This is a genomic window from Streptomyces sp. NPDC005878 (assembly GCF_040629815.1).
Taxonomy (GTDB): domain Bacteria; phylum Actinomycetota; class Actinomycetes; order Streptomycetales; family Streptomycetaceae; genus Streptomyces.
The window spans coordinates 170,413-196,063 of the sequence record NZ_JBEXWK010000008.1 but is presented as its reverse complement, the minus strand read 5'-3'; the positions used below and the strand labels follow the sequence as shown (position 1 = coordinate 196,063).

Sequence of the window (25,651 nt, the reverse complement as noted above, 5' to 3'; positions counted from 1 at the left end):
ACGGTTCTGCGGAAGACCCCCGAACACACAGGAGCCATTGAATGGCACGCGTTTCCGGTGTTGACATCCCGCGCGAAAAGCGCGTGGAGATCGCACTCACCTACGTCTTCGGTATCGGGCGCACCCGGTCCAAGGAGATCCTCGCCTCCACCGGCGTGAACCCGAACACCCGCGTTCGTGACCTGGCCGAAGAGGACCTGGTCAAGATCCGCGAGTACGTGGACGCCAACCTCCGTACCGAGGGTGACCTCCGCCGCGAGATCCAGGCCGACATCCGCCGCAAGGTCGAGATCGGTTGCTACCAGGGTCTGCGTCACCGTCGTGGCCTTCCGGTCCACGGCCAGCGCACCAGCACGAACGCCCGTACCCGCAAGGGCCCGCGTCGCGCGATCGCCGGCAAGAAGAAGCCGGGCAAGAAGTAGTCCTCAGCCGGACGCTTACTCAGCGGTCTTCGCTGTAGGACCGACCACCTCCCGTAGGAGTTATAGATGCCCCCCAAGGGTCGTCAGGGCGCTGCCAAGAAGGTGCGCCGCAAGGAAAAGAAGAACGTCGCTCACGGCCACGCGCACATCAAGAGCACGTTCAACAACACCATCGTCTCGATCACGGACCCCGCGGGCAACGTGATCTCCTGGGCGTCCGCCGGCCACGTCGGCTTCAAGGGCTCCCGCAAGTCGACTCCGTTCGCCGCGCAGATGGCCGCCGAGTCGGCCGCCCGCCGCGCGCAGGAGCACGGCATGCGCAAGGTCGACGTCTTCGTCAAGGGTCCCGGCTCCGGCCGTGAGACCGCGATCCGCTCCCTCCAGGCCACCGGCCTCGAGGTCGGCTCGATCCAGGACGTCACCCCGACGCCGCACAACGGCTGCCGTCCGCCCAAGCGCCGCCGCGTCTGACGCACGGTCGCAGGACTGCTCGCAGGGCTTGAGGTTTCGGGCGGCAGAACCCCTCTCCGGGGTGCTGCCGCCCGTACCCTTGCAGTACGCAGGACCCCGAGGGCGTCAAATAGTGGGCGCCCACGACTGAAGGAACACACATGCTTATCGCTCAGCGTCCTTCGCTGACCGAAGAGGTCGTCGACGAGTACCGCTCCCGGTTCGTGATCGAGCCGCTGGAGCCGGGCTTCGGCTACACCCTCGGCAACTCGCTCCGCCGTACCCTCCTCTCCTCGATCCCGGGCGCCGCTGTCACCAGCATCCGGATCGACGGCGTTCTGCACGAGTTCACCACCGTGCCGGGCGTCAAGGAGGACGTGACCGACCTCATCCTCAACATCAAGCAGCTGGTCGTCTCCTCGGAGCACGACGAGCCGGTCGTGATGTACCTGCGCAAGCAGGGCCCGGGCCTGGTCACCGCCGCCGACATCGCGCCCCCGGCCGGTGTCGAGGTGCACAACCCGGACCTCGTCCTCGCCACGCTCAACGGCAAGGGCAAGCTGGAGATGGAGCTGACCGTCGAGCGCGGTCGCGGCTACGTCTCCGCCGTGCAGAACAAGCAGCTGGGCCAGGAGATCGGCCGTATCCCGGTCGACTCCATCTACTCCCCGGTGCTCAAGGTCACGTACAAGGTCGAGGCGACCCGTGTCGAGCAGCGCACCGACTTCGACAAGCTGATCGTCGACGTCGAGACCAAGCAGGCCATGCGTCCGCGTGACGCCATGGCGTCGGCCGGCAAGACCCTGGTCGAGCTGTTCGGTCTGGCGCGCGAGCTCAACATCGACGCCGAGGGCATCGACATGGGCCCGTCCCCGACGGACGCCGCCCTGGCCGCCGACCTCGCCCTGCCGATCGAGGAGCTGGAGCTCACCGTTCGGTCGTACAACTGCCTCAAGCGCGAGGGCATCCACTCCGTGGGTGAGCTCGTCGCCCGCTCCGAGGCCGACCTGCTCGACATCCGCAACTTCGGTGCGAAGTCGATCGACGAGGTCAAGGCGAAGCTGGCCGGCATGGGCCTGGCCCTCAAGGACAGCCCGCCCGGATTCGACCCGACCGCCGCCGCCGACGCCTTCGGCGCCGACGACGACGCGGACGCGGGCTTCGTGGAGACCGAGCAGTACTAAGAGCTCCGCGGGGAGGCCGTACTGCTTCCGCGGACCGGCTGTGGCCGGTCGCGCCCACGCGACGGAGTCGCATATCGACACCGCCCCGCGCCCCTTCCAGGCCCCTTCGGGAGCCTGGATCTCCGACAGGCGGCCGCCTGCTCGGATACTGACCCCGGTACCTGATACGGCCGGGGCAGACACCAAGGAGAAACACCATGCCGCGTCCCACCAAGGGTGCCCGTCTGGGCGGCAGCGCCGCGCACGAGAAGCTGCTCCTCGCCAACCTGGCGAAGTCGCTCTTCGAGCACGGCCGCATCACCACGACCGAGGCCAAGGCCCGCCGCCTGCGTCCGGTCGCCGAGCGCCTGATCACCAAGGCGAAGAAGGGCGACATCCACAACCGTCGCCTGGTGCTGCAGACGATCACCGACAAGGGCATCGTCCACACCCTCTTCACCGAGATCGCCCCGCGGTACTCGGAGCGTCCGGGTGGTTACACCCGTATCACCAAGATCGGCAACCGCCGTGGTGACAACGCGCCGATGGCCGTGATCGAGCTGGTCGAGGGCGAGATCGCCAAGAAGGCGACCGTCGCCGAGGCCGAGGCCGCGACCAAGCGCGCCGTCAAGGAGGCCGACGAGGCCAAGGGCGCCGAGGCGACCGAGGCCGAGGACGCCGCTCCGGCGGAGGAGTCGAAGGACGCGTAAGCGTTCCGCAGACCGACGGACGGGTCCGTTCCCCCTGGGGGACGGGCCCGTTCCGTTTTCCCGCCGCTCTGAGAGGATTCTGTTCGTGAGTGATGAGGTGGAGCCCGGCCTGGTCCGGGTGCGGCTGGACCTGAGCTATGACGGCAAGGACTTCTCCGGCTGGGCCAAGCAGCCCAGCGGCCGGCGGACCGTCCAGGGCGAGATCGAGAACGCGCTGCGGACGGTGACCCGGTCGTCCCGGACGTACGACCTCACCGTCGCCGGACGTACCGACGCGGGCGTCCACGCGCGCGGCCAGGTGGCCCACGTCGACCTGCCCGAGGAGGTCTGGGCCGAGCACCGCGAGAAGCTGCTGCGGCGGCTCGCGGGGCGGCTGGCGCACGACGTGCGGATCTGGCGCGTCGCCGAGGCCCCCAGCGGCTTCAACGCGCGCTTCTCCGCGATCTGGCGGCGGTACGCCTACCGGGTGACCGACAACCCCGGCGGGGTCGACCCGCTGCTGCGCGGCCATGTGCTGTGGCACGACTGGGAGTTGGACGTCGAGGCGATGAACGCCGCCTCGGCCGCGCTGCTCGGCGAGCACGACTTCGCCGCGTACTGCAAGAAGCGCGAGGGCGCCACCACCATCCGCACCCTCCAGGAGCTCTCCTGGACGCGGGGCGAGGACGGCGTCGTCACCGCGACCGTCCGCGCCGACGCCTTCTGCCACAACATGGTGCGCTCCCTGGTGGGCGCGCTGCTGTACGTGGGGGACGGGCACCGGGGGGTGGAGTGGCCGGGGAAGGTGCTGGCCGCGGCCGTACGGGACTCGTCCGTGCACGTGGTCAAGCCGCACGGGCTGACCCTGGAGGAGGTCGGCTACCCCGCCGACGAACTCCTTGCCGCCCGGAGCCGCGAGGCCCGCAACATGCGGACGCTGCCGGGGAGCGGGCCGGGGGCGGGCTGCTGCTGAGGGGCCGCCCCCGGGCCCGGTGCGCCGGGGCTCAGACGGGCGGGGCCGCCGCCGCCTGGGCCTGCTGTTCGCCCCGGGCGACGATCTGGCGGAAGGTGAACTCGGCCAGGTCGTCGCCGGGGGCGAAGGCGTTCTTGTCGCCCTTGGTGACGCTTTTGCCGTTGGTGTAGCCGCTGATGCCGAAGTAGGCGTACCGGCCGTACGAGTTCGACGTGTTGCGGCAGACGGCGTGGCCGCCGTCGCAGAAGCCGGGGACCCCCGAGCCCGCGAGCGGGGCGAGGCCGATGCCCGCCTGCTGCTTGGCACGCTGCGCCTTGGCCTCGGTCTCGAAGGTGGCCACGCCGATCGTCACGGCGACGCCGTCCCGGACGTAGGTGGCCCGGATGACCTGGTCGCAGCCGTTGGAGGTGAGCACCGAGCCGAGCGAGCCGCGGGTGGCGGCGGCGCAGTCGGTGGTGCGGGCGGTGGCGCCCTTGGTGTAGGTGCGGTCGCCCATCTTCAGCGTCTTGCCCGGGAAGAGCGTGTCGGCGCTCAGCGGCGCCTTGTCCTTCTTGGCGCTGGATATGAAGTCGTGCGGGTTGGGCGGGGGCGGCGGTGCCACCGAGGAGAACGACGGCTGCGGCTCGGCGGTGCCGCTGGGCAGCGTCTGGGCGGAGGGCAGCTCGCTGGGGGACTTCCCGTCGGCGCCGTCCTTGGAGTCACCGGAGCTCACGATGGCCGTGGCGACGATCGCCACCACCGCCGCCGTGGCCAGCGCGCCACCGCCGATCAGCAGCCAGCGCTTCTTGCGGCCCCGCGCGGCGGCCTCGTCGGCGAGCGCCGCCCAGTCCGGTGTGCCGTTGTCCCCCGGGCCCCATGCGGGTCCCCCTTGCCCAAAGCTCATGGCGCGCATCTTAATTCGATTGTGAGCGCGAGTACGGGGTGGGCGACAATCCGCCCATGGGACATGTAGAAGCCGCACACCTGGAGTACTACCTGCCGGACGGGCGGGTCCTGCTCGCCGACGCGTCGTTCCGGGTGGGGGAGGGTGCGGTGGTGGCCCTGGTCGGGGCGAACGGCGCCGGGAAGACCACCCTGCTGCGGATGGTCTCCGGCGAGCTCCAGCCGCACGGCGGGACCGTCTCCGTGGGCGGCGGGCTCGGAGTGATGCCGCAGTTCGTGGGCTCGGTGCGGGACGACACGACCGTACGGGACCTGCTGGTGTCGGTCGCGCAGCCGAGGATCCGGGCGGCGGCGAAGGCCGTGGACGAGGCCGAGCACCTGATCATGACGGTGGACGACGAGTCCGCGCAGATGCGGTACGCGCAGGCGCTCTCCGACTGGGCGGACGTGCGGGGGTACGAGGCGGAGACCCTCTGGGACGTCTGCACGACGGCCGCGCTCGGCGTCCCGTACGACAAGGCCCAGTTCCGCGAGGTGCGCACGCTCTCCGGCGGTGAGCAGAAGCGGCTCGTGCTGGAGGCGCTGCTGCGCGGCTCGGACGAGGTGCTGCTGCTCGACGAGCCGGACAACTATCTGGACGTACCCGGCAAGCGGTGGCTGGAGGACCAGCTGCGGGCCACGCGCAAGACGGTGCTGTTCATCTCGCACGACCGGGAGCTGCTCTCCCGGGCCGCTCAGAAGATCATCGCGGTGGAGCCCGGGGTCGACGGCTCCGACGTGTGGGTGCACGGCGGCGGCTTCGACACCTTCCACGCGGCCCGCAAGGAGCGGTTCGCCCGCTTCGAGGAGCTGAAGCGGCGCTGGGAGGAGAAGCACGCCCAGCTGAGGAAGCTGGTGGTCTCGCTGCGGCAGGCGGCCTCGGTCAGCCACGAGCTGGCCTCGCGGTACGCGGCGGCGCAGACGCGGCTGAAGAAGTTCGAGGAGGCCGGGCCGCCGCCGGAGCCGCCGCGCGAGCAGGAGATCACCATGCGGCTGCGCGGCGGCCGTACCGGCGTACGGGCCGTGACCTGCGAGAACCTTGAGCTGACCGGGCTGATGAAGCCGTTCTCGCTGGAGATCTTCTACGGCGAGCGGGTGGCGGTCCTGGGGTCGAACGGCTCGGGCAAGTCGCACTTCCTGCGCCTCCTCGCGGGGGATGCGTCGGTGGCGCACACGGGTCTGTGGAAGCTGGGGGCGCGGGTGGTGCCCGGCCATTTCGCGCAGACGCACGCGCACCCCGAGCTGCTCGGGCGCACGCTCGTCGACATCCTGTGGACGGAGCACGCCAAGGACCGGGGCGGGGCGATGTCGGTGCTGCGGCGGTACGAGCTGGAGCGGCAGGGGGACCAGGCGTTCGAGCGGCTCTCCGGCGGGCAGCAGGCGCGCTTCCAGATCCTCCTGCTGGAGCTGGCCGGGACCACGGCGCTGCTCCTGGACGAGCCGACGGACAACCTCGACCTGGAGTCGGCGGAGGCGCTCCAGGACGGGCTGGAGGCGTACGAGGGGACGGTGCTGGCCGTCACCCACGACCGCTGGTTCGCCCGCGCCTTCGACCGGTACCTGGTGTTCGGGTCGGACGGGGTGGTGCGCGAGAGTTCGGAGCCGGTGTGGGACGAGCGCCGGGTGGAGCGGGCTCGATAGGGGTTTTCCGGGGTGCCGCGCCCCCGGACCCCCTGCGGTGCGCCTTCTTTCACCCGTCACTCGGCCGCGGCCGGGGGACGGGCCGTACCGGGGGCGTTTTGACCGGCGCGGGGGAGCGTGGGTATTCTTCTGGTTCGTTATGCGTATTGGCTTGGTCGTTCTCACGCGAGGGGCCACTACGTAGGTTCTCTGGAGCAGTTACCAGTGGCTCGCATACGGGCAGCGTCCCCGGCACTGTGAGCCCAAGCTGCATGATCGCTTCAGGGTGCAATGTTTCTGGACCCCATCCACTGAAGAAGCGAAGGCTACGACCGTGCGTACGTACAGCCCCAAGCCCGGCGACATCACTCGCCAGTGGCACGTCATTGACGCCCAGGACGTCGTCCTGGGCCGTCTCGCGACGACCGCTGCGAACCTCCTCCGGGGCAAGCACAAGCCCGTCTATGCGCCCCACATGGACATGGGTGACTTCGTCATCATCATCAACGCCGACAAGGTTCACCTGTCCGGCAACAAGCGCGAGCAGAAGCTGGCCTACCGCCACTCCGGCTACCCGGGCGGTCTCCGCTCCGTGCGCTACGACGACCTCCTGGCGAACAACCCGGAGAAGGCCGTCGAGAAGGCCATCCGGGGCATGATCCCCAAGAACTCCCTGGGCCGTCAGATGCTTTCGAAGCTGAAGGTCTACTCGGGCGACCAGCACCCCCACGCTGCCCAGCAGCCGGTGCCGTTCGAGATCACCCAGGTCGCGCAGTAGTTCCGGCCACCACACCCCCTAAGACAGAAAAGAATCTGAGGAGCATCGTGGCCGAGACCACTGTCGAGACCCCCGTCGAGGGCGAAGAGACCTACGCGGAGGTCACCACCTTCGAGTCCGAGGTCCCCGTCGAGGGCGAGTACACCACCGAGTCCCTGGCGTCCCGCTTCGGCGACCCGCAGCCGGCCGCCGGCCTGGGCCGTCGCAAGAACGCCATCGCCCGCGTCCGGATCGTCCCGGGCACCGGCAAGTGGAAGATCAACGGGCGTACGCTCGAGGACTACTTCCCGAACAAGGTCCACCAGCAGGAAGTCAACGAGCCCTTCAAGGTGCTCGAGCTCGACAACCGCTACGACGTCATCGCCCGCATCTCGGGTGGCGGCGTGTCCGGCCAGGCCGGCGCCCTGCGCCTCGGCGTGGCCCGTGCGCTGAACGAGGCGGATGTCGAGAACAACCGCCCGGCGCTGAAGAAGGCCGGCTTCCTCTCCCGCGACGACCGTGCGGTCGAGCGCAAGAAGGCCGGTCTCAAGAAGGCCCGCAAGGCCCCGCAGTACAGCAAGCGCTAAACCGCGCCTGCCGCCTGTACGGCTCTCGTCCGCCCCGGCAGCACTCTTGGTGCTGCCGGGGCGGCGTTGTTTTTGACACCAGTGGTGGGCGCCCGGGTGCGGCGCCGGTGGATCTCAATGGAGGACAGCAGTGGGACGACTCTTCGGCACGGACGGTGTACGCGGCGTGGCCAACGCCGATCTGACGGCTGAGCTGGCGCTCGGCCTCTCGGTCGCGGCGGCTCACGTACTGGCCGAGGCGGGGACCTTCGCGGGCCATCGGCCCACCGCGGTGGTCGGGCGCGACCCCCGCGCCTCCGGGGAGTTCCTGGAGGCCGCGGTCGTCGCGGGCCTCGCCAGCGCCGGCGTCGACGTGCTGCGCGTCGGCGTGCTGCCGACCCCGGCCGTGGCGTATCTCACCGGCGCGCTCGGCGCGGACCTCGGTGTGATGCTCTCCGCCAGCCACAACGCCATGCCCGACAACGGCATCAAGTTCTTCGCGCGCGGCGGCCACAAGCTCGCCGACGAGCTGGAGGACCGGATCGAGCGCGTCTACGACCAGCACCGCACGGGCGAGCCGTGGCAGCGCCCCACCGGTGCGGGCGTCGGCCGGGTCCGCGCGTACAAGGAGGGCTTCGACAAGTACGTCGCCCACCTCATCGGCGTGCTGCCCAACCGTCTCGACGGTCTGAAGGTCGTCCTGGACGAGGCGCACGGCGCCGCCGCCCGGGTCTCGCCCGAGGCGTTCACCCGGGCCGGGGCCGAGGTCGTCACCATCGGCGCCGAGCCGGACGGGCTCAACATCAACGACGGCTGCGGCTCGACCCACCTGGACCTGCTGAAGGCCGCCGTCGTCGAGCACGGCGCCGACCTCGGCATCGCGCACGACGGCGACGCGGACCGCTGCCTGGCCGTGGACGCGCGGGGCAACGAGGTCGACGGCGACCAGATCCTCGCCGTGCTCGCGCTGGCCATGCGCGAGGCGGGCACCCTGCGCGGCGACGCGGTCGTCGGCACGGTGATGTCCAACCTCGGCTTCAAGATCGCCATGGAGCGCGAGGGCCTCCAGGTGGTCCAGACGGGCGTCGGCGACCGCTATGTGCTGGAGTCGATGAAGGAGCACGGCTACGCGCTGGGCGGCGAGCAGTCCGGCCACGTGATCATCCTCGACCACGCGACCACCGGCGACGGCACCCTCACCGGTCTGATGCTGGCGGCCCGGGTCGCCGCGACCGGCCGCACCCTGGCCGACCTCGCGGGCGTCATGGAGCGCCTGCCGCAGGTCCTGGTCAACGTGCCGGACGTCGACAAGTCCCGGGTGGCCACCTCGGCCGAGCTGACCTCCGCGGTCACCGAGGCCGAGCGCGAGCTGGGCTCCACCGGTCGGGTGCTGCTGCGCCCCTCGGGCACCGAGCCGCTGGTGCGCGTGATGGTCGAGGCCGCCGACATCGACCAGGCACGGTCGGTGGCGGGCCGCCTGGCGGACGTGGTGAAGTCGGCCCTGGGCTAGGACCGGGCGCGTACCTTCGTACGCACGTACGCCCAACGAGCGGGCCCGCCGGGGGAGTTCCCGGCGGGCCCGCTCGTTCTGCGTCTGCCGTCCGGGCGTCAGAGCTTGCGCAGGGACAGCTTCTGGACCTTGTGGTCGGGGCCCTTGCGGACGATGAGGGTGGCGCGCCCGCGGGTCGGGGCCACGTTCTCCACCAGGTTGGGCCGGTTGATGGTCCGCCAGGCGGTGCGCGCGTAGTCGAGCGCCTCCTCCTCGGAGACCTGCGTGTACTTGCGGAAGTACGAGGACGGGTCCTGGAACGCCGTCGCGCGCAGCTTGCGGAAACGGTTCAGATACCAGGTCTCGATGTCCTCGGCCCGGGCGTCCACGTAGACGCTGAAGTCGAAGTAGTCGGCGAGACCGACCCGGGTGCGGCCGTCCTGGCCGGGCAGGGCGGGCTGGAGGACGTTGAGGCCCTCCACGATGAGGATGTCCGGGCGGCGCACGGTCAGCAGCTCGCCGGGCACCCGGTCGTAGATCAGGTGGGAGTAGACGGGCGCGGTGACCTCGTCCTTGCCCGCCTTGATGTCGGCGACGAACCGGGTCAGCGCGCGCCGGTCGTACGACTCGGGGAACCCCTTGCGCGACATCAGGCCGCGCCGCTGGAGCTCGGCCATCGGATAGAGGAAGCCGTCGGTGGTGACCCGCTCCACGCGCGGGTGCTCGGGCCAGCGGGCCAGCATCGCCTGGAGCAGACGGGCCACCGTGGACTTGCCGACGGCGACCGACCCGGCCACTCCTATGACGAAGGGGGTGCCGCGCTGGGCGCTGTGGCCGTTGCCGGAGCCGCCGAGGAAGGTGTTGAGGGCGCCGCGCAGCTCGGAGGTGGCCTGCACGTACAGGTTGAGCAGCTGGGAGAGCGGCAGATAGACGTCGCGCACCTCGTCGAGGTCGATGACGTCACCGAGGCCGCGCAGTCGCTCCAGCTCCTCGGCGGTCAGCGGAAGGGGCGACTTGTCCCGCAGCGCGCTCCACTCGCTGCGGGTCAGGTCGACGTAGGGAGTCGAGTCCGCCCGGCGTTGGGCGCTGCGTGGCGGCGAAGTGATCACAGGCCCATTGTCGTGGCTGGCGGCCGGATGTGGGGGGTGGGGTGGGTCACGCGGCGCACCGCGGGGGCGGGCCGCGGGAGTGGGCCCGTTTCGCGGCCCGGCGGTCGTAGGCTGCCGCCATGTGCGGAATCGTCGGGTACGTGGGAGCGCAGTCAGCGCTCGATGTTGTCATCGCCGGGCTGAAGCGGCTCGAATACCGGGGTTACGACTCGGCCGGGGTCGCGGTCCTCGCCGACGGCGGGCTGGCCGCGGCCAAGAAGGCCGGCAAGCTCGTCAACCTGGAGAAGGCCCTGGTGGACCGGCCGCTGCCGAGCGGTTCCACCGGTATCGGGCACACCCGCTGGGCCACCCACGGCGGGCCGACGGACGCCAACGCCCACCCGCACCTCGACAACGCGGGCCGGGTCGCGGTCGTCCACAACGGGATCATCGAGAACTTCGCGGCGCTGCGGGCGGAGCTGGAGGAGCGCGGCCACGCGCTGGCCTCCGAGACGGACACCGAGGTCGTGGCGCATCTGCTGGCCGAGGCGTACTCCTCGACCGAGGACCTGGCCGAGGCGATGCGGCAGGTGTGCAGGCGGCTGGACGGGGCGTTCACGCTGGTCGCGGTGCACGCCGACGAGCCGGACGTGGTGGTCGGGGCGCGGCGGAACTCCCCGCTGGTGGTGGGCGTTGGAGAGGGTGAGTCCTTCCTCGCCTCGGACGTGGCCGCGTTCATCGCCCACACGCGGTCCGCGATCGAGCTGGGCCAGGACCAGGTCGTGGAGCTGCGGCGGGACGGTGTGTCGGTCACCGACTTCGACGGGGCTCCCGCACAGGTGCGGTCGTACCACGTGGACTGGGACGCGTCGGCCGCGGAGAAGGGGGGCTATGACTACTTCATGCTCAAGGAGATCGCCGAGCAGCCCAAGGCCGTGGCCGATACGCTGCTCGGCCGCATCGACGGCGCGGGTTCGCTGACCCTCGACGAGGTCCGCATCCCGGCGGCGGAGCTGCGCGAGGTCGACAAGGTCGTGATCGTCGCGTGCGGTACGGCGTACCACGCGGGCATGATCGCCAAGCTGGCGATCGAGCACTGGACGCGGATCCCGTGCGAGACCGAGCTGGCCAGCGAGTTCCGCTACCGCGACCCGATCCTCGACCGGCGCACGCTGGTGATCGCGATCTCGCAGTCCGGCGAGACCATGGACACCCTGATGGCGCTGCGGCACGCGCGCGAGCAGGGCGCGAAGGTGCTGGCCGTCTGCAACACCAACGGGTCGACGATCCCGCGCGAGTCCGACGCGGTGCTGTACACGCACGCGGGCCCGGAGGTCGCCGTCGCGTCCACGAAGGCGTTCCTGACCCAGCTGGTCGCCTGCTACCTGGTCGCGCTGTACCTGGGGCAGGTGCGCGGCACGAAGTGGGGCGACGAGATCCGGGCGGTGATCCGGGACCTGGCGTCGATCGCGCGCGACGTCGACCAGGTGCTGGAGACGATGGAGCCGGTGCGGGAGCTGGCGCGCTCGCTCGCGGCCAAGAACACCGTGCTGTTCCTGGGCCGTCATGTGGGCTATCCGGTGGCGCTGGAGGGCGCGCTCAAGCTCAAGGAGCTCGCCTATATGCACGCGGAGGGGTTCGCGGCGGGCGAGCTCAAGCACGGCCCGATCGCGCTGATCGAGCCGGACCTGCCGGTGGTGGTCGTGGTGCCGTCGCCGCGGGGGCGTTCGGTGCTCCACGACAAGATCGTGTCGAACATCCAGGAGATCAGGGCGCGGGGGGCGCGGACGATCGTGATCGCGGAGGTCGGCGACGAGGCGGTGGTGCCGTACGCGGACCATCTGATCCGCATCCCCGCCACGCCGACGCTGCTCCAGCCGCTGGTCGCCACGGTCCCGCTCCAGGTCTTCGCCTGCGAGCTGGCCACGGCGCGGGGCAACGAGGTGGACCAGCCGCGCAACCTCGCGAAGTCGGTCACGGTCGAATGATCATCGGGGTGGGTATCGACGTGGCCGAGGTCGAACGCTTCGGGGAGTCCCTGCGCCGGACGCCGGGCCTCCTCGACCGCCTGTTCGTGGAGGACGAGCTGCTGCTGCCGAGCGGGGAGCGGCGGGGGACGGCGTCCCTGGCGGTCCGCTTCGCGGCGAAGGAGGCCCTGGCGAAGGCCCTGGGCGCCCCGGCCGGACTGCGCTGGACGGACGCGGAGGTGTACGTGGAGGAGAGCGGGCAGCCGCGGCTGCGGGTACGGGGGAGCGTGGCGGCCCGGGCGGAGGAGCTGGGGGTGCGGGGGTGGCACGTGTCGTTGAGCCATGACGCGGGGGTGGCGTCGGCGGTGGTGATCGCGGAGGGGTGAGGGGGGAGGGGGCGGTGTCTGGCCCGGGCTTTGTCTGCGGGTGAGTGGGGGCTGAGCGCGCAGTTCCCCGCGCCCCTGGGGGGTTGTGCTCCTGCGGCGCGGAGGGGGCGGACCCCTCAGGGGCGCGGGGTGGTGGGGGTGTCTGGCCTGGGCTTTGTGTGCGGGTGAGTGGGGGCTGGCCGCGCAGTTCCCCGCGCCCCTGGGGGGTTGTGCTCTTGCGGCGTGGAGGGGGCGGACCGCGCAGGGGCGCGGGGAACTGCGCGCGTAACTGAAGCCGGCCGGCAGACAGACATGGGCCTCTGGAGGGCCTACTCGCGGCCGAGCGGTGGCAACCCCCTGAAGGGGCGCGGGGAACTGCGCGCTCAGCCGAAGCCGGTCTGCGGACAGACACCGGCCCCCGGGACCTCACCGCCATTCCCGAGCCGGTGGCAACCGCCTGAAGGGGCGCGGGGAACTGCGCGCTCAGCCCGAGCCGGCCCGCGGACAGACACCGGCCCCCGGGACCTCACCGCCATTCCCGAGCCGGTGGCAACCCCCTGAAGGGGCGCGGGGAACTGCGCGCTCAGCCCGAGCCGGCCCGCAGACAGACACCGGCCCCCGGGACCTCACCGCCATTCCCGAGCCGGTGGCAACCCCCTGAAGGGGCGCGGGGAACTGCGCGCTCAGCCTGAGCCGGCCCGCAGACAGACACCGGCCCCCGGGACCCCCCCACGCCCGAGCCGGAGGCAACCCGCAGACAACAACCACCGGCCCCCACTGGCACCCCACCCCCGGATTGGGAAGGCTGGCCCCATGCGTATCGCCTACCGCGTCGAGACCGTCCGCGCCGCCGAGCGGGAGCTCATGGCCCGACTCCCTCCCGGCACCCTCATGCAGCGCGCCGCCGCCGGACTGGCCGCCGCCTGCGCGGGGATGCTCGGGCGGGTGTACGGCTCCCGTGTCGTCGTCCTCGCCGGGAGCGGCGACAACGGCGGGGACGCCCTGTACGCCGGAGCCCGCCTGGCCCGCCGCGGCGCGGGCGTCACCGCCGTGCTGCTCGCCCCCGACCGCGCCCACCCCGACGGCCTCGCCGCGCTCCTGCGCGCCGGAGGCCGCGTCACCGACGATCCGTACGACGTACTCGCCACCGCCGACCTCGTCCTCGACGGCATCACCGGCATCGGCGGCCACGGCGGGCTGCGCCCCGACGCCGTTCCGATCGCCCGTGCCGCCCGCGGCTCGAACGCCCTCGTCGTCGCCGTCGACCTCCCCAGCGGGGTCGAGGCGGACAGTGGGGAGGTCCTGGGGGAGGCGCTGCACGCGGACGCGACGGTCACGTTCGGCGCGTACAAGCCGGGGCTGCTGATCGACCCGGCGTACGCGTACACCGGTGCCGTGCGCCTCGTCGACATCGGCCTCGGACCGTACCTCCCCTCCGTCCCGGACTGCGAGGCGCTGCACCACGCCGACGTGGCGCGACTGCTGCCCGCGCCGACGGGTGAGAGCGACAAGTACCGGCGCGGCGTCGTCGGCGTCGTCGCCGGATCCGCGCGGTACCCCGGCGCGGCCGTGCTCGCGGTGGCGGGCGCGCTGCACGGCGGTGCGGGGGCCGTACGGTACGTCGGGCACGCCGCCGACGCCGTCATCGCCCGCTTCCCCGAGACGCTGGTCTCGGCGGGCCCCCCGGCCGGGGCGGGCCGCGTCCAGGCCTGGGTCGCCGGCCCCGGCCTCGGGGACGCCCCCGGGGTGGACGACGTGCTGGCCTCGGACGTTCCGGTCCTGGTCGACGCGGACGGGCTGCGGGGCCTGGACGCGGCGGCGGTACGGGCGAGGACCGCGCCGACGCTGCTCACCCCGCACGCCGGGGAGGCGGCGGCGCTGCTCGGGGTGAGCCGGGCGGAGGTGGAGGGGGCGCGGCTGCGTTCCGTACGCGCGCTGGCCGACCGGTACGGCGCGACCGTCCTCCTCAAGGGCTCGACCACCCTCGTCGCGGACCCGGACGGCCGCACCCCGGTCCGCGTCAACCCGACGGGAACGCCCTGGCTCGCCACGGCGGGCAGCGGCGACGTCCTCTCGGGCCTGGCGGGCTCGCTGCTGGCGGCGGGTCTGGAGGCCCGGGACGCGGCGTCGGCGGCGGCCTACCTCCACGGTCTGGCCGCACGCCGGGCGGCCCGGGGGGCCCCGGTACGGGCCTCGGAGGTGGCGGAGGCTGTGGCGGGGGCGTGGGGGGACGTGCGGGGCTGACTGCGGCCTGGCCTCTGCCGGAGGGGGTTGCCTCCGGCTCGGGCGTGCAGTGGGCCCCCCGGGGGCCGGTGTTCGTCCGCGGGCCGGCTTGGGCTGGGCGCGCAGTTCCCCGCGCCCCTTGGGAGGTTGCCTCCGCTCGGCGGCGAGTGGGCCCCCTGGAGGCCCGTGTCTTTCTGCGGGAACCGCCCGGGTGCCCCCTCACGGTCCGCGCCGGGAAGCGGGCCCGGGGCGTGGCCCCGTCAGGGGGTCCGGGGGCGTAGCCCCCTGGAAACACACCTTCGCCCGCCCGCCCCCGCCCCCGGAGGGTTCAGGGAAGGGGCGGGGCGGGGGAAACACACCCCGCCCACCCGCGCGCCACCCCCACCCCTCACCCCCCACCCGCTTCCCTGACCCCATGACCCCACAACGACCCCCCACCCCCGGCCCCTCCCGCCCCAGACGCACCCGCACCCCCCTCCACCTCACCCTCGCCCTCACCGCCGCCCTCACCCTCTGCGGCGCCGCCTACCCCATCCCCCCGCGCCCCGGCCCCGCCGCCGCCCCCGCCGCCCCGGCCCCCGCCGCGCCCGCCCCCGAGACCACCCCCGAGACCGCCCTCGACGCCCTCGTCCCCGGCGTGCCCCGTGACCCGGGGCAGCCCGCGTACCCCATGGACACCCCGGACCAGGCGCTCCCGCCGCTCGTGTACGAGCCCAGTGCCGCCGAGGAGGCCGTCGAGCCCGCCGCGCCGGGCGCCGGGGTGGAGCGGATCGTCGAGTACGTGCCCGTCAACGAGGTCGGCGTCACCGCGTGCAGCCGGCGGGCCGGGCCGTATCAGCGGCAGGTCGAGCGGTGGCTGAAGCTGGCCGTCGACGGGAAGCAGTCCGCCGCCGACTGCGCCGCGATCCGCCGCTTCCAGACCACCCACGGCATCCGCCCGGACAGCGGCTTCGCCGGGCCCGCCACCTGGGGCACCATGCGGCTGCTGGCCGCCCGGGACCGCCCCGACGCCGCCGGGCGCTGCCCGGCCCGCAAGGCCAGGACCGCCTGCGTCGACCTCGACCGGCAGATCATGTGGGTGCAGAGGGGAGGGAAGGGCAAGGGGAAGGGAGACGTCCTCTTCGGGCCCGTCGCCGTGCGCAGCGGACGGCCCGGCTTCGCCACCCGTACCGGCACCTACCCCGTCTACTGGCGCCACAAGAACCACTGGTCGACCATCTACCACGCCCCCATGCCGTACGCGCAGTTCTTCAGCGGCGGGCAGGCGTTCCACGCCATCTACGACAACATCTACTCCACCGTCGGCTCCCGCGGATGCGTCAACCTGACGTACTCGGACGCCAAGCGGCTGTGGGGCGTCCTGCGCAAGGGTGACCCGGTCCACATCTGGGGCCACAGGCCCGGCGCCTGAGGCGGGGGCGCAGCTCTGAGAGACTGGGCGCGATGACCGCGATGACGCAGACCGTGCACACCCGAGCCCGCGCCGAGATCGATCTGGCCGCCCTGCGCGCCAACGTCCGTGCGCTGCGCGCCCGTACCCCCGGCGCGCAGCTCATGGCCGTCGTGAAGGCGGACGCGTACGGGCACGGCGCGCTGCCCTGCGCCCGGGCCGCGATCGAGGCGGGCGCCGCCTGGGTCGGCACCGCCACCCCGCAGGAGGCGCTCGCGCTGCGGGCGGCCGGGATCGGCGGGCGGATGCTGTGCTGGCTGTGGACGCCCGGCGGGCCCTGGCGCGAGGCGGTCGAGGCCGACATCGACGTGTCGGTGAGCGGGATGTGGGCCCTGCGGGAGGTCACCGAGGCCGCCCGCGCGGCCGGGCGCGTCGCCCGGATCCAGCTCAAGGCCGACACCGGGCTCGGGCGCAACGGCTGCCAGCCCGCCGACTGGCCCGAGCTCGTCCGGGAGGCCCTGGCCACCCCCGAGGTCCGCGTCACCGGCCTCTGGTCGCACTTCGCCTGCGCCGACGAGCCCGGCCATCCCTCCATCGCCGCCCAGCTCACCCTCTTCCGCGAGCTGGTCGCGTACGCCGAGAAGGCGGGGATCGAGCCCGAGGTGCGGCACATCGCCAACTCCCCGGCGACCCTCACCCTGCCCGAATCCCACTTCGACCTGGTACGGACCGGTATCGCCATGTACGGCGTCAGCCCGGCGCCCGAGCTCGGCACCCCGGGCGACTTCGGGCTGCGGCCGGTGATGACGCTCGCCGCGTCCGTGGCGCTGGCCAAGCAGGTCCCGGCGGGGCACGGCGTGAGCTACGGGCACCACTACGTCACCCAGGAGGAGACCAGCCTCGCGCTGGTCCCGCTCGGGTACGCCGACGGCATTCCGCGGCACGCCTCCGGGCGCGGGCCCGTGCTGCTCGGCGGGAAGGTGCGGACGGTGGCGGGGCGGGTCGCCATGGACCAGTTCGTGGTCGACCTCGACGGGGACAGCGTGGAGCCGGGCGCGGAGGCGGTCCTGTTCGGGCCCGGGGACCGGGGCGAGCCGACCGCCGAGGACTGGGCGCGGGCCGCGGACACCATCGCGTACGAGATCGTCACGCGGATCGGTTCGCGGGTACCCCGCGTCTATCTGGACGAGGGCGACGAGAGTACCGACAGCTGAACCCCCGGCGGCCGGATCCGCGGGGGCGGCCACGGGGACCTGGACCACAAGGAGCGGCACGGTGAGCGAGACCAGCACGGGGGACGCGGTGCGGGCGGCCGCGGGCAGCTGGCGCCGGGCGGGTCTGGCCGGCGCGGCGATAGGCGTGGTGGCGGCGGGGGCCGCGGCCGGGGTCGCGGTGGAGCGGCTCACCGTCGGGCGCGGGATGCGCAAGAAGGCGCGTCTGGCGCTGGACGCGACGGGGCCGTACGGCGCGCTGCGCGGTACACCGGGGCGCGCCTACGCCGACGACGGCACCGCGCTCTACTACGAGGTCGACGAGGCCGAGCCGTCCGCCACGGCCCACGGGGCGCGCAAGCGGCGGCTGTTCGGGCGCAAGGCGCCCGCGCCCGTCACCGTGGTCTTCTCGCACGGCTTCTGTCTGAGCCAGGACGCCTGGCACTTCCAGCGGGCCGCGCTGCGCGGGGTCGTGCGGACCGTCCACTGGGACCAGCGCAGCCACGGCCGCTCGGCGCGCGGCGAGGGGCAGACACAGGGCAGGCCCGTCACCATCGACCAGCTGGGCCGGGACCTCAAGGCGGTCCTGGACGCGGCCGCCCCCGAGGGGCCGCTGGTGCTCGTGGGGCACTCGATGGGCGGGATGACGGTGATGGCGCTCGCCGACCAGTACCCGGAGCTGATCCGCGACCGGGTCGTCGGCGCCGCCTTCGTCGGCACCTCCTCCGGCCGGCTGGGCGAGGTCAGCTACGGCCTGCCGGTGGCGGGGGTCACCATGGTCCGCCGGGTCCTGCCCGGGGTGCTCAAGGCGCTCGGTTCGCAGGCGGAGCTGGTGGAGCGGGGGCGGCGGGCCACGGCCGACCTCTTCGCCGGGATGATCAAGCGGTACTCGTTCTCCTCCCGGGACGTGGACCCGGCGGTGGCCCGGTTCGCGGAGCGGATGATCGAGGGGACGCCGATCGACGTGGTGGCGGAGTTCTACCCCGCCTTCGACGACCACGACAAGGAGGCGGCGCTCCAGGTCTTCGCCGAGGTGCCCGCGCTCGTCCTGGCCGGCGACCGCGACCTGGTCACGCCCAGCTCGCACAGCGAGTCCATCGCGGACCTGCTGCCCGACGCCGAGCTGGTCATCGTGCCCGACGGCGGGCACCTGGTGATGCTGGAGCACCCCGAGACGGTCACCGACCGGCTGGCGGACCTCCTGGTGCGCGTCGGCGCGGTGCCGGAGGCGACTAACGTTGGCACGTATGGAAGCACCGCACACCCAGGCCAGTGAGGCCATGACCCGGCTCACCCTCGACTCGCCCGCCGAGATGCAGGAGTTGGGCCGCCGTATCGCGAAACTGCTCCGCCCCGGCGACCTCGTCCTGCTCACCGGCGAGCTCGGCGCGGGCAAGACGACGCTGGCGCGCGGCCTGGGCGAGGGCCTGGGCGTGCGCGGCGCGGTGACCTCCCCGACCTTCGTGATCGCCCGCGTCCACCCCTCGCTGACCGGCGGCCCGGCCCTGGTGCACGTGGACGCGTACCGGCTGGGGGGCGGTCTGGACGAGATGGAGGACCTCGACCTCGACGTCTCGCTGCCCGACTCCGTGGTCGTCGTGGAGTGGGGCGACGGCAAGGTGGAGGAGCTCTCCGACGACCGGCTGCACGTGGTCATCGACCGGGTGGTCGGCGAAACGGACGACGACCGGCGGGTGGTGACCGTCACGGGTCTGGGTACCCGGTGGTCGGGCGCCGGGATCGACGCCCTGTAGCCGTCCGCGGAGGGGCGGGACGCGCGGGAGACGTGCGTTCCGACAAGCGACGTACGTTCCGACAAGCCGTCGGCAAAATGTTGCGCGGGTCCCGCCGACCGTGGTCACATGGGGGGAGAGACCTGGTTAGGTCTACCTAACCACGCCTTCTCCAGGAGCCGGGAGGCCGCCATGACCGTGTCGGAGCGCCAAGCGCAGCCGCGGCGCACGCAGGGTGTGTCCATGAACGATCTGCTGGCCTCCTGCGCGGCGGCGAGCGCCGTCTCGACGCCACCGCGGCGGACGGAGACGGACGCGACCGAGCCGCCCGAGGCGGCGGAACCGGCCGAGAAGAGCGGCGCGCGGCGCGACGCCGCCTGACCCGTATCACTCGTGCGGGTGTTCCTCGCGGTACGTCAGCGGTAGGGCAGGGGTACGTCAGAGGCAGACCAGGGGTGCGTCAGCAGGCCCGCCGACGCGCCCTACGGCACCACGACGATCTTCGAGCCGATCGTGGCGAACGTCCAGAGCGCGTTGCCGTCCTCGCGCTTCATCCGGATGCCGCCGGTGCGCTTGCCCGGGGCGGGGCTGGCCAGCTTGCCGTCGACCGCCGCGCTGAAGCCGATGGTCACGGAGTCCACGGTGGCGAACCGCACCACGTGCTCGATCGGCACGCCGTCCGAGCCGGGGACGGAGGCGGCGCGCGAGGTCACCGCGTAGTTGCCCGGCTTGGGGCTGACCGTCGACGGCATGACCTCGAAGGTCTTGGGCGGCAGGCCCTTGAGGGTCTTGGTGCCCACCAGCCAGACGCGCTTGGCGCCCAGCGAATAGACGACGCGCGGCCCGACGCCCGAGTTCGGCGGCAGCGCCGCCGGGTTCTTCGCGGGCGACTTCCCCTTGGGCGTCGCCGTGGACGCGCTCGGGGCGGGCGAGACGGTGGTGCCGGGAGCTGCCAGATCGGCCTTGGAGGGGGCGTTCGCCGACGCCTGATAGGCGAGGAAGCCGACCACCGCGAGTGCCGCCGCGGTGAGCCCGGCCACAAATCCCGAGCTGCTCCTTGCCACCTGGCTCGCCCCTTTCGTCCGTACCGGCCGCAAGACGTACAAGCCTGCGGTCATATCTGCGGCTGACGGTAGCAGCCGGTGGCGGCGGGGGCGGGACGCCGTGCCCCCGGCGCCGTGGCCGTAGGCTGTTCGCGTGCTCTTGCTCGCCGTTGATACCGCCACTCCCGCCGTGACCGTCGCCCTGCACGACGGCACCGACGTCGTCGCCGAGACCAGCCGGGTGGACGCCCGCCGCCACGGGGAGCTGCTGCTGCCCGCCGTCCACCAGGTGCTCGCGGAGGCCGGGCTCACGCTCGACGCCGTGACGGACCTGGTCGTCGGCGTCGGCCCCGGCCCCTACACCGGACTGCGCGTCGGCCTGGTGACGGCCGCGACCTTCGGCTCCGTGCTCGGCGTGCCCATCCACGGCCTGTGCACGCTCGACGGCCTCGCCTACGCCTCCGGTATCGAGGAGCCGTTCGTGGTGGCCACCGACGCGCGCCGCAAGGAGGTCTACTGGGCCCGCTACGAGGATTTCCGCACCCGCGCGGGCGAGCCGTCCGTGGACCGCCCCGCCGACATCGCCGAGCAGGTCGCCGGGGTGCCGGCGGTCGGCGCCGGCGCGCTGCTCTACCCCGAGGTGTTCACCGACGCGCGCGGCCCCGAGCACCAGTCGGCTGCGGCGCTCGCGTCGCTGGCCGCCGAGCGGCTCGCGGCGGGCGAGGCGTTCCTGCCGCCCACACCGCTGTATCTGCGCCGCCCGGACGCCCAGGTGCCCAAGAACTACAAGGTGGTCACCCCGCGGTGAGCGTGGTGCTCCGCGAGATGCGCTGGTGGGACATAGCACCGGTGCTCGCGCTCGAACACGACCTGTTCCCCGAGGACGCCTGGTCGGCGGGGATGTTCTGGTCGGAGCTCGCGCACGCCAGGGGGCCGGGCGCCACCCGCCGCTACGTGGTCGCCGAGGACGCCTCGGGCCGGCTGGTCGGCTACGCGGGCCTCGCGGCCGCCGGCGGCCTCGGTGACGTCCAGACCATCGCCGCGGCCCGCGACCAGTGGGGCACGGGCCTGGGCGCCCGGCTCCTGACCGACCTGCTCAAGCACGCCACCGCCTTCGAGTGCGACGAGGTCCTGCTCGAAGTGCGGGTCGACAACACACGGGCCCAGAAGCTGTACGAGCGCTTCGGCTTCGAACCCATCGGATTCCGGCGGGGCTACTACCAGCCGGGCAACGTGGACGCGCTCGTGATGCGCCTGATCGTCCAGGAACACGACCGAGAAACAGAAGAGACTGAGTGATGGCTGACGAACCGCTGGTACTCGGCATCGAGACCTCCTGCGACGAGACGGGCGTCGGCATCGTGCGCGGCACGACGCTGCTCGCCGACGCCGTCGCGTCCAGCGTGGACACCCACGCCCGGTACGGCGGTGTGGTGCCCGAGATCGCCTCGCGCGCGCACCTGGAGGCGATGGTTCCCACCATCGAGCGCGCCCTGAAGACGGCCGGGGTCTCCGCCCGGGACCTCGACGGCATCGCGGTGACGGCCGGCCCCGGCCTCGCGGGCGCGCTGCTCGTCGGCGTCTCGGCCGCCAAGGCCTACGCGTACGCCCTGAACAAGCCGCTGTACGGGGTGAACCACCTGGCCTCGCACATCTGCGTGGACCAGCTGGAGCACGGGCCGCTGCCCGAGCCCACGATGGCGCTGCTGGTCAGCGGCGGCCACTCCTCGCTGCTGCTGGCGCCGGACATCACCGCGGACGTGCGCCCCATGGGCGCGACGATCGACGACGCGGCGGGCGAGGCCTTCGACAAGATCGCGCGCGTGCTCGACCTGGGCTTCCCCGGGGGTCCGGTCATCGACCGGCTCGCCAAGGAGGGCGACCCGGCGGCGATCGCGTTCCCGCGCGGCCTGAGCGGCTCGCGCGACCCGGCGTACGACTTCTCCTTCTCGGGGCTGAAGACGGCCGTGGCCCGCTGGATCGAGGCCAAGCGCAACGCGGGCGAGGAGGTGCCGGTCCGGGACGTGGCCGCCTCCTTCCAGGAGGCCGTGGTCGACGTGCTGACCCGCAAGGCGGTCCGGGCCTGCAAGGACGAGGGCGTGGACCATCTGATGATCGGCGGCGGCGTCGCGGCCAACTCGCGGCTGCGCGCGCTCGCCCAGGAGCGGTGCGAGAAGGCCGGCATCCGGCTGCGGGTGCCGCGCCCCGGGCTGTGCACCGACAACGGCGCGATGGTGGCGGCGCTCGGCGCCGAGATGGTGGCGCGCAACCGGCCCGCCTCGGACCTCGACCTGTCGGCGGACTCCTCGCTGCCGGTGACGGACCCTCATGTGCCGGGCACCCAGGGCCACGGGCACGCGCACGACCACGACCACGTGCACGAGGTCAGCAAGGAGAACCTGTACCCGTGACGGTCGCGCTGATGTGGGAGGCGCGGGCGGTGGAGGGCCGGGGCGGGGAGCTCCTCGCCTGGGCCCGCGCGCAGACCCTGCCGTACGCGCCGGTGCGCCGCGAGGTCTTCGCGGCGCCGCAGGACCGGGTGCTCGTGATCACCTGGTGGGACGCGGCGTACGACGCGGAGCTGCCCGAACTGCCGGAACCGGACGGGGAGTTGGTGGCCAGGGCGGTCCACCGCTGGCGCTTCGAGTCACTCGGCGTGGAACCTCCGGCCTGAATTCCGCATCGATCTGTACGCAGAGGGCGTATCGGTCGGCAGTTCGGACGGTTGGTTCACAGTGGGTAAGAAGAGCGTGGCGGCGGCGGTTCTGGTCCTGTCCGGGGTGCTGTCGGCCACCGGCTGCTCCTCGTCGGACGGCGGCTCCGGGGCCGCCCCGCGGAAGAGCGGCGGTACGTCCGCCAGGCCCTCCGCGCCGGCCTCCGCCCCCGCCCCGGGCGCCCAGGACGGGGTGGCGAGCGCGGCCGCGTACCGCAAGTGGGGTCTCAAGCCCCTGCCCGAGGCGCCCGCGCCGCCCGCGCGCAAGCCGGTGCGGGCGAAGCCGGGCGAGGTTCCGGTGATCAGCGACATCCCCACCAAGGAGAAGGTCGTCTTCGTGACGTTCGACGACGGGGCCGAGAAGGACCCCAGGTTCGTCGACATGATGCGGGACCTCAAGGTCCCCTTCACGATGTTCCTCACCGACGCGGCCATCAGCGCGGACAAGGGCTACTTCAAACCGCTCCAGCAGCTCGGCAACGCGATCCAGAACCACACCCTGACCCACCCCAACCTGCGCACCGAGTCCGGCGCCCGGCAGCAGCACGAGATATGCGGCCAGCAGGAGAAGCTGGCCAAGGAGTACGGCAGGGCGCCCCGGCTCTTCCGGCCGCCGTACGGCAACTGGAACGAGGGCACGCGCGCGGCGGCCAAGGCGTGCGGCGTCCAGGCGATCGTGCTGTGGCGCGAGTCGATGCAGATCCAGAACATGCAGTACCAGCGGGGCGACAAGAAGCTGCACCCCGGCGACGTGATCCTGGCCCACTTCCGCGGCAGGAGCGAGCTCAAGGGCCACACGATGACCGAGATGACGGCGAACATGCTCCGCCACATACAGGAGCAGGGCTTCGCGGTGGCCCGCCTGGAGGACTACGTCTGAGCCCGGCCGCGCGGGCCCCGGAAGGCACCCCGGCGGGCGCCGCGGGAGACTCCGGAAAAAAACTTCGGGGAAAATTCCCGAGCGGTGTCGAATCCGGGCCCGGCCGTTCGACGTAGGGGTGAGAGGCGGGGAACGGCCCCGCAGCCACCCTCCGGACCACGGTCCGGACGCACCGAGGAGAACACCATGCCGCGCTACCTGTCGATGGTCCGTATCAACGAGGCCGACGCCCCCGCCGAGGGCCCCAGCGCCGAGCTGATGCAGCGGATGGGCGCCCTGATCGAGGAGATGACCAAGGCCGGCGTCCTGCTCGACACCGCCGGGCTCACCCCCACGGCCCAGGGCACCCGGGTCACCTGGTCGGGCGGAAAGCTCTCGACGACCGACGGGCCGTTCACCGAGTCCAAGGAGGTCGTCGGCGGCTACGCGCTCATGCAGTGCAAGGACATGGCCGAGGCGATCGAGTGGGCCAAGCGGTTCCTGACGATCCACGAGGAGCACTGGACGGTCACCTCCGAGATCCGCGAGATCTTCGAGGGCTGACCGTCGGGGCCGACCGTCCGCGTACGACGGCGTGCCCGGCGGACGGCGATTGCCGCCGGGCCGCGCGGGTGTTCTCATGACTGCCCGTGAGCACAGAAAAGGACGCCGTCGAGGCCGTCTTCCGGATCGAGGCCCCGCGCGTCATCGCCGCCGTCACGCGGATCGTGCGGGACGTCGGCATCGCCGAGGAGCTGGCGCAGGACGCGCTGGTCGCCGCCCTGGAGCGGTGGCCGGAGACAGGAGTCCCGGACAACCCGGGCGCCTGGCTCACGGCCACCGCCAGGCACCGGGCCGTCGACCTGGTGCGCCGCCGCGAGAGCTACGCGCGCAAGCTCGCCGAGATCGGCCGCGACCTCGACGAGGCGGTGACCGCGCCGGAGTTCGCGGCGGCCGAGGAGCCGGACGCGATCGACGACGACCTGCTCCGGCTGATCTTCACCGCCTGCCATCCGGTGCTCTCCACCGAGGCGCGCATCGCCCTGACGCTGCGCCTGCTCGGCGGGCTGACCACCGACGAGATCGCCCGCGCCTTCCTCGCCCAGGAGGCGACCGTCGCCCAGCGGATCTCCCGGGCCAAGCGGACGCTGGCGAAGGCGGGCGTGCCGTTCGAGGTGCCGCGGGGGCCGGAGCGCGCCGCGCGGCTCGCCTCCGTCCTCGAAGTCATCTACCTCGTCTTCAACGAGGGGTACGCGGCCACGGCCGGCGACGACCTGGTGCGCCCGGCGCTGTGCGAGGACGCGCTGCGGCTCGTACGGGTGCTGGCGGGGCTCATGCCCGAGGAGCCCGAGGTGCACGCGCTGGCCGCGCTCCTGGAGATCCAGGCCTCGCGCACGGGCGCCCGCACGGACGCCACGGGCGCGCCCGTGCTCCTCGCCGACCAGAACCGCTCCCGCTGGAACCGGCTGCTGATCCGGCGCGGCTTCGCGGCGCTGACCCGCGCGGGTGAACTGGGCGGCGCCCCCGGCCCGTACGCGCTCCAGGCCGCCATCGCCGCCTGCCACGCGCAGGCCGCCTCGTACGAGGAGACCGACTGGGCGGCGATCGCCGCGCTCTACCGCGCCCTGGCGGCGATCGCCCCCTCGCCGGTGGTGGAGCTGAACCGGGCGGTCGCGGTGTCCATGGCCGAGGGCCCCGGGGCGGGCCTGGCGCTCGTGGACGCGCTCGCCGCCGACCCGGCGCTGCGCGGCTACCACCTGCTGCCGAGCGTCCGGGGCGATCTGCTGGAGCGCCTCGGGCGTACGCAGGAGGCGCGCGCGGAGTTCGCGCGCGCCGCGGAGCTGACGCGCAACGCGCGCGAGCGGGAGCTGCTGCGGGCGCGCGCGGAGGGCTGAGCCCGGGGGGCTCGCGGCGGCCGGGGGGGGGCTCCGGGCCACCGATGAGTTTCGCGGAGGGGCCCGGTCTACCCTTCCGAGCCGCCGGTACCCGCCGGACGGCCCGGCCGAGAG

Annotated in this window: 27 protein-coding genes; 24 read left to right on the top strand and 3 right to left on the bottom strand. The window is 72.9% G+C overall.

Annotated features, from left to right (window positions below; translation table 11 throughout):
* The first annotated feature begins 41 nt into the window (after positions 1–41).
* The 5 genes from rpsM (at position 42) to truA (ending at position 3,697) form a co-directional block, all read left to right on the top strand.
* Complete coding sequence (gene rpsM, locus ABZ404_RS15680; RefSeq protein WP_146481856.1) at positions 42–422, top strand: 30S ribosomal protein S13; 381 nt, start codon at positions 42–44, stop codon at positions 420–422.
* Positions 423–488: 66 nt separating this feature from the next.
* Positions 489–893: a 30S ribosomal protein S11 gene (gene rpsK, locus ABZ404_RS15675; protein ID WP_006376016.1), complete on the top strand. Its 405-nt coding sequence runs from the start codon at positions 489–491 to the stop codon at positions 891–893.
* 140 nt (positions 894–1,033) lie between these two features.
* On the top strand, positions 1,034–2,056 hold the full coding sequence (locus ABZ404_RS15670) for a DNA-directed RNA polymerase subunit alpha (RefSeq protein WP_010473911.1): 1,023 nt from the start codon (positions 1,034–1,036) through the stop codon (positions 2,054–2,056).
* A 197-nt stretch (positions 2,057–2,253) separates the two neighbouring features.
* On the top strand, positions 2,254–2,745 hold the full coding sequence (rplQ, locus tag ABZ404_RS15665; protein ID WP_358836283.1) for a 50S ribosomal protein L17: 492 nt from the start codon (positions 2,254–2,256) through the stop codon (positions 2,743–2,745).
* Between the two features lie 85 nt (positions 2,746–2,830).
* On the top strand, positions 2,831–3,697 hold the full coding sequence (truA, locus tag ABZ404_RS15660; RefSeq protein WP_358836282.1) for a tRNA pseudouridine(38-40) synthase TruA: 867 nt from the start codon (positions 2,831–2,833) through the stop codon (positions 3,695–3,697).
* A gap of 31 nt (positions 3,698–3,728) precedes the next feature.
* Here the strand turns inward: truA and ABZ404_RS15655 are convergent, their stop codons facing one another.
* Positions 3,729–4,580 (bottom strand): hypothetical protein, encoded by an 852-nt coding sequence (locus ABZ404_RS15655; protein WP_358836281.1) that lies wholly within the window; start codon positions 4,578–4,580, stop codon positions 3,729–3,731.
* Positions 4,581–4,636: 56 nt separating this feature from the next.
* On the opposite strand from ABZ404_RS15655, the gene ABZ404_RS15650 reads away from it, so the two are divergent.
* The 4 genes from ABZ404_RS15650 (at position 4,637) to glmM (ending at position 9,071) form a co-directional block, all read left to right on the top strand.
* Complete coding sequence (locus ABZ404_RS15650) at positions 4,637–6,259, top strand: ATP-binding cassette domain-containing protein (protein ID WP_358836280.1); 1,623 nt, start codon at positions 4,637–4,639, stop codon at positions 6,257–6,259.
* 313 nt (positions 6,260–6,572) lie between these two features.
* Positions 6,573–7,016 carry a 50S ribosomal protein L13 gene (rplM, locus tag ABZ404_RS15645; RefSeq protein ID WP_101389615.1) on the top strand — a complete coding sequence of 148 codons (444 nt, stop codon included), beginning with the start codon at positions 6,573–6,575 and terminating at the stop codon, positions 7,014–7,016.
* 47 nt (positions 7,017–7,063) lie between these two features.
* Positions 7,064–7,582: a 30S ribosomal protein S9 gene (rpsI, locus tag ABZ404_RS15640; RefSeq protein ID WP_358836279.1), complete on the top strand. Its 519-nt coding sequence runs from the start codon at positions 7,064–7,066 to the stop codon at positions 7,580–7,582.
* Positions 7,583–7,712: 130 nt separating this feature from the next.
* Positions 7,713–9,071, top strand: a complete 1,359-nt coding sequence (glmM, locus tag ABZ404_RS15635) for a phosphoglucosamine mutase (protein WP_358836278.1) — start codon at positions 7,713–7,715, stop codon at positions 9,069–9,071.
* A 98-nt stretch (positions 9,072–9,169) separates the two neighbouring features.
* On the opposite strand, the gene coaA is transcribed toward glmM, so the two are convergent.
* The gene (coaA, locus tag ABZ404_RS15630; RefSeq protein WP_358832962.1) at positions 9,170–10,159 is read right to left on the bottom strand and encodes a type I pantothenate kinase; all 990 of its coding nucleotides are present in this window, start codon (positions 10,157–10,159) and stop codon (positions 9,170–9,172) included.
* A 119-nt stretch (positions 10,160–10,278) separates the two neighbouring features.
* Between coaA and glmS the strand changes: the two genes are divergently transcribed.
* From glmS to ABZ404_RS15590, 8 genes are all read left to right on the top strand, one after another.
* Entirely contained in the window at positions 10,279–12,126 is a 1,848-nt protein-coding gene (gene glmS, locus ABZ404_RS15625; RefSeq protein WP_358832961.1) for a glutamine--fructose-6-phosphate transaminase (isomerizing), read from the top strand.
* Positions 12,123–12,491: a holo-ACP synthase gene (locus tag ABZ404_RS15620; RefSeq protein ID WP_358832960.1), complete on the top strand. Its 369-nt coding sequence runs from the start codon at positions 12,123–12,125 to the stop codon at positions 12,489–12,491. The genes glmS and ABZ404_RS15620 overlap by 4 nt, the downstream gene beginning before the upstream one ends.
* 792 nt (positions 12,492–13,283) lie before the next feature.
* Positions 13,284–14,714 carry an NAD(P)H-hydrate dehydratase gene (locus tag ABZ404_RS15615; protein WP_358834218.1) on the top strand — a complete coding sequence of 477 codons (1,431 nt, stop codon included), beginning with the start codon at positions 13,284–13,286 and terminating at the stop codon, positions 14,712–14,714.
* 394 nt (positions 14,715–15,108) lie between these two features.
* The gene (locus tag ABZ404_RS15610; protein WP_358834217.1) at positions 15,109–16,104 is read left to right on the top strand and encodes a L,D-transpeptidase family protein; all 996 of its coding nucleotides are present in this window, start codon (positions 15,109–15,111) and stop codon (positions 16,102–16,104) included.
* 41 nt (positions 16,105–16,145) lie between these two features.
* Positions 16,146–17,297 (top strand): alanine racemase, encoded by a 1,152-nt coding sequence (gene alr, locus ABZ404_RS15605; protein WP_358834231.1) that lies wholly within the window; start codon positions 16,146–16,148, stop codon positions 17,295–17,297.
* A 61-nt stretch (positions 17,298–17,358) separates the two neighbouring features.
* Complete coding sequence (locus ABZ404_RS15600) at positions 17,359–18,570, top strand: alpha/beta hydrolase (protein ID WP_358834216.1); 1,212 nt, start codon at positions 17,359–17,361, stop codon at positions 18,568–18,570.
* A complete protein-coding gene (tsaE, locus tag ABZ404_RS15595; RefSeq protein WP_358834215.1) occupies positions 18,542–19,048 on the top strand; it encodes a tRNA (adenosine(37)-N6)-threonylcarbamoyltransferase complex ATPase subunit type 1 TsaE in 507 nt (168 codons plus the stop codon). Before ABZ404_RS15600 ends, tsaE begins: the two co-directional genes overlap by 29 nt.
* Positions 19,049–19,219: 171 nt before the next feature.
* Positions 19,220–19,408, top strand: coding sequence for a hypothetical protein (locus tag ABZ404_RS15590; RefSeq protein ID WP_358834214.1), 189 nt, complete (start codon positions 19,220–19,222; stop codon positions 19,406–19,408).
* 101 nt (positions 19,409–19,509) lie between these two features.
* On the opposite strand, the gene ABZ404_RS15585 is transcribed toward ABZ404_RS15590, so the two are convergent.
* On the bottom strand, positions 19,510–20,091 hold the full coding sequence (locus ABZ404_RS15585; RefSeq protein ID WP_358834213.1) for a hypothetical protein: 582 nt from the start codon (positions 20,089–20,091) through the stop codon (positions 19,510–19,512).
* A 133-nt stretch (positions 20,092–20,224) separates the two neighbouring features.
* Here ABZ404_RS15585 and tsaB point away from each other — a divergent pair, with 133 nt between their 5' ends.
* From tsaB to ABZ404_RS15550, 7 genes are all read left to right on the top strand, one after another.
* Positions 20,225–20,878: a tRNA (adenosine(37)-N6)-threonylcarbamoyltransferase complex dimerization subunit type 1 TsaB gene (gene tsaB, locus ABZ404_RS15580; RefSeq protein ID WP_358834212.1), complete on the top strand. Its 654-nt coding sequence runs from the start codon at positions 20,225–20,227 to the stop codon at positions 20,876–20,878.
* 17 nt (positions 20,879–20,895) lie between these two features.
* A complete protein-coding gene (gene rimI, locus ABZ404_RS15575; RefSeq protein ID WP_358834230.1) occupies positions 20,896–21,369 on the top strand; it encodes a ribosomal protein S18-alanine N-acetyltransferase in 474 nt (157 codons plus the stop codon).
* Positions 21,369–22,481, top strand: a complete 1,113-nt coding sequence (gene tsaD, locus ABZ404_RS15570) for a tRNA (adenosine(37)-N6)-threonylcarbamoyltransferase complex transferase subunit TsaD (protein ID WP_358834211.1) — start codon at positions 21,369–21,371, stop codon at positions 22,479–22,481. Before rimI ends, tsaD begins: the two co-directional genes overlap by 1 nt.
* A complete protein-coding gene (locus tag ABZ404_RS15565) occupies positions 22,478–22,744 on the top strand; it encodes a hypothetical protein (RefSeq protein WP_358834210.1) in 267 nt (88 codons plus the stop codon). Before tsaD ends, ABZ404_RS15565 begins: the two co-directional genes overlap by 4 nt.
* A gap of 61 nt (positions 22,745–22,805) precedes the next feature.
* The gene (locus ABZ404_RS15560; RefSeq protein WP_358834209.1) at positions 22,806–23,663 is read left to right on the top strand and encodes a polysaccharide deacetylase family protein; all 858 of its coding nucleotides are present in this window, start codon (positions 22,806–22,808) and stop codon (positions 23,661–23,663) included.
* A 186-nt stretch (positions 23,664–23,849) separates the two neighbouring features.
* Complete coding sequence (locus ABZ404_RS15555; RefSeq protein WP_358834208.1) at positions 23,850–24,206, top strand: YciI family protein; 357 nt, start codon at positions 23,850–23,852, stop codon at positions 24,204–24,206.
* A gap of 80 nt (positions 24,207–24,286) precedes the next feature.
* Positions 24,287–25,537, top strand: coding sequence for a sigma-70 family RNA polymerase sigma factor (locus ABZ404_RS15550; protein ID WP_358990474.1), 1,251 nt, complete (start codon positions 24,287–24,289; stop codon positions 25,535–25,537).
* Positions 25,538–25,651 lie beyond the last annotated feature (114 nt).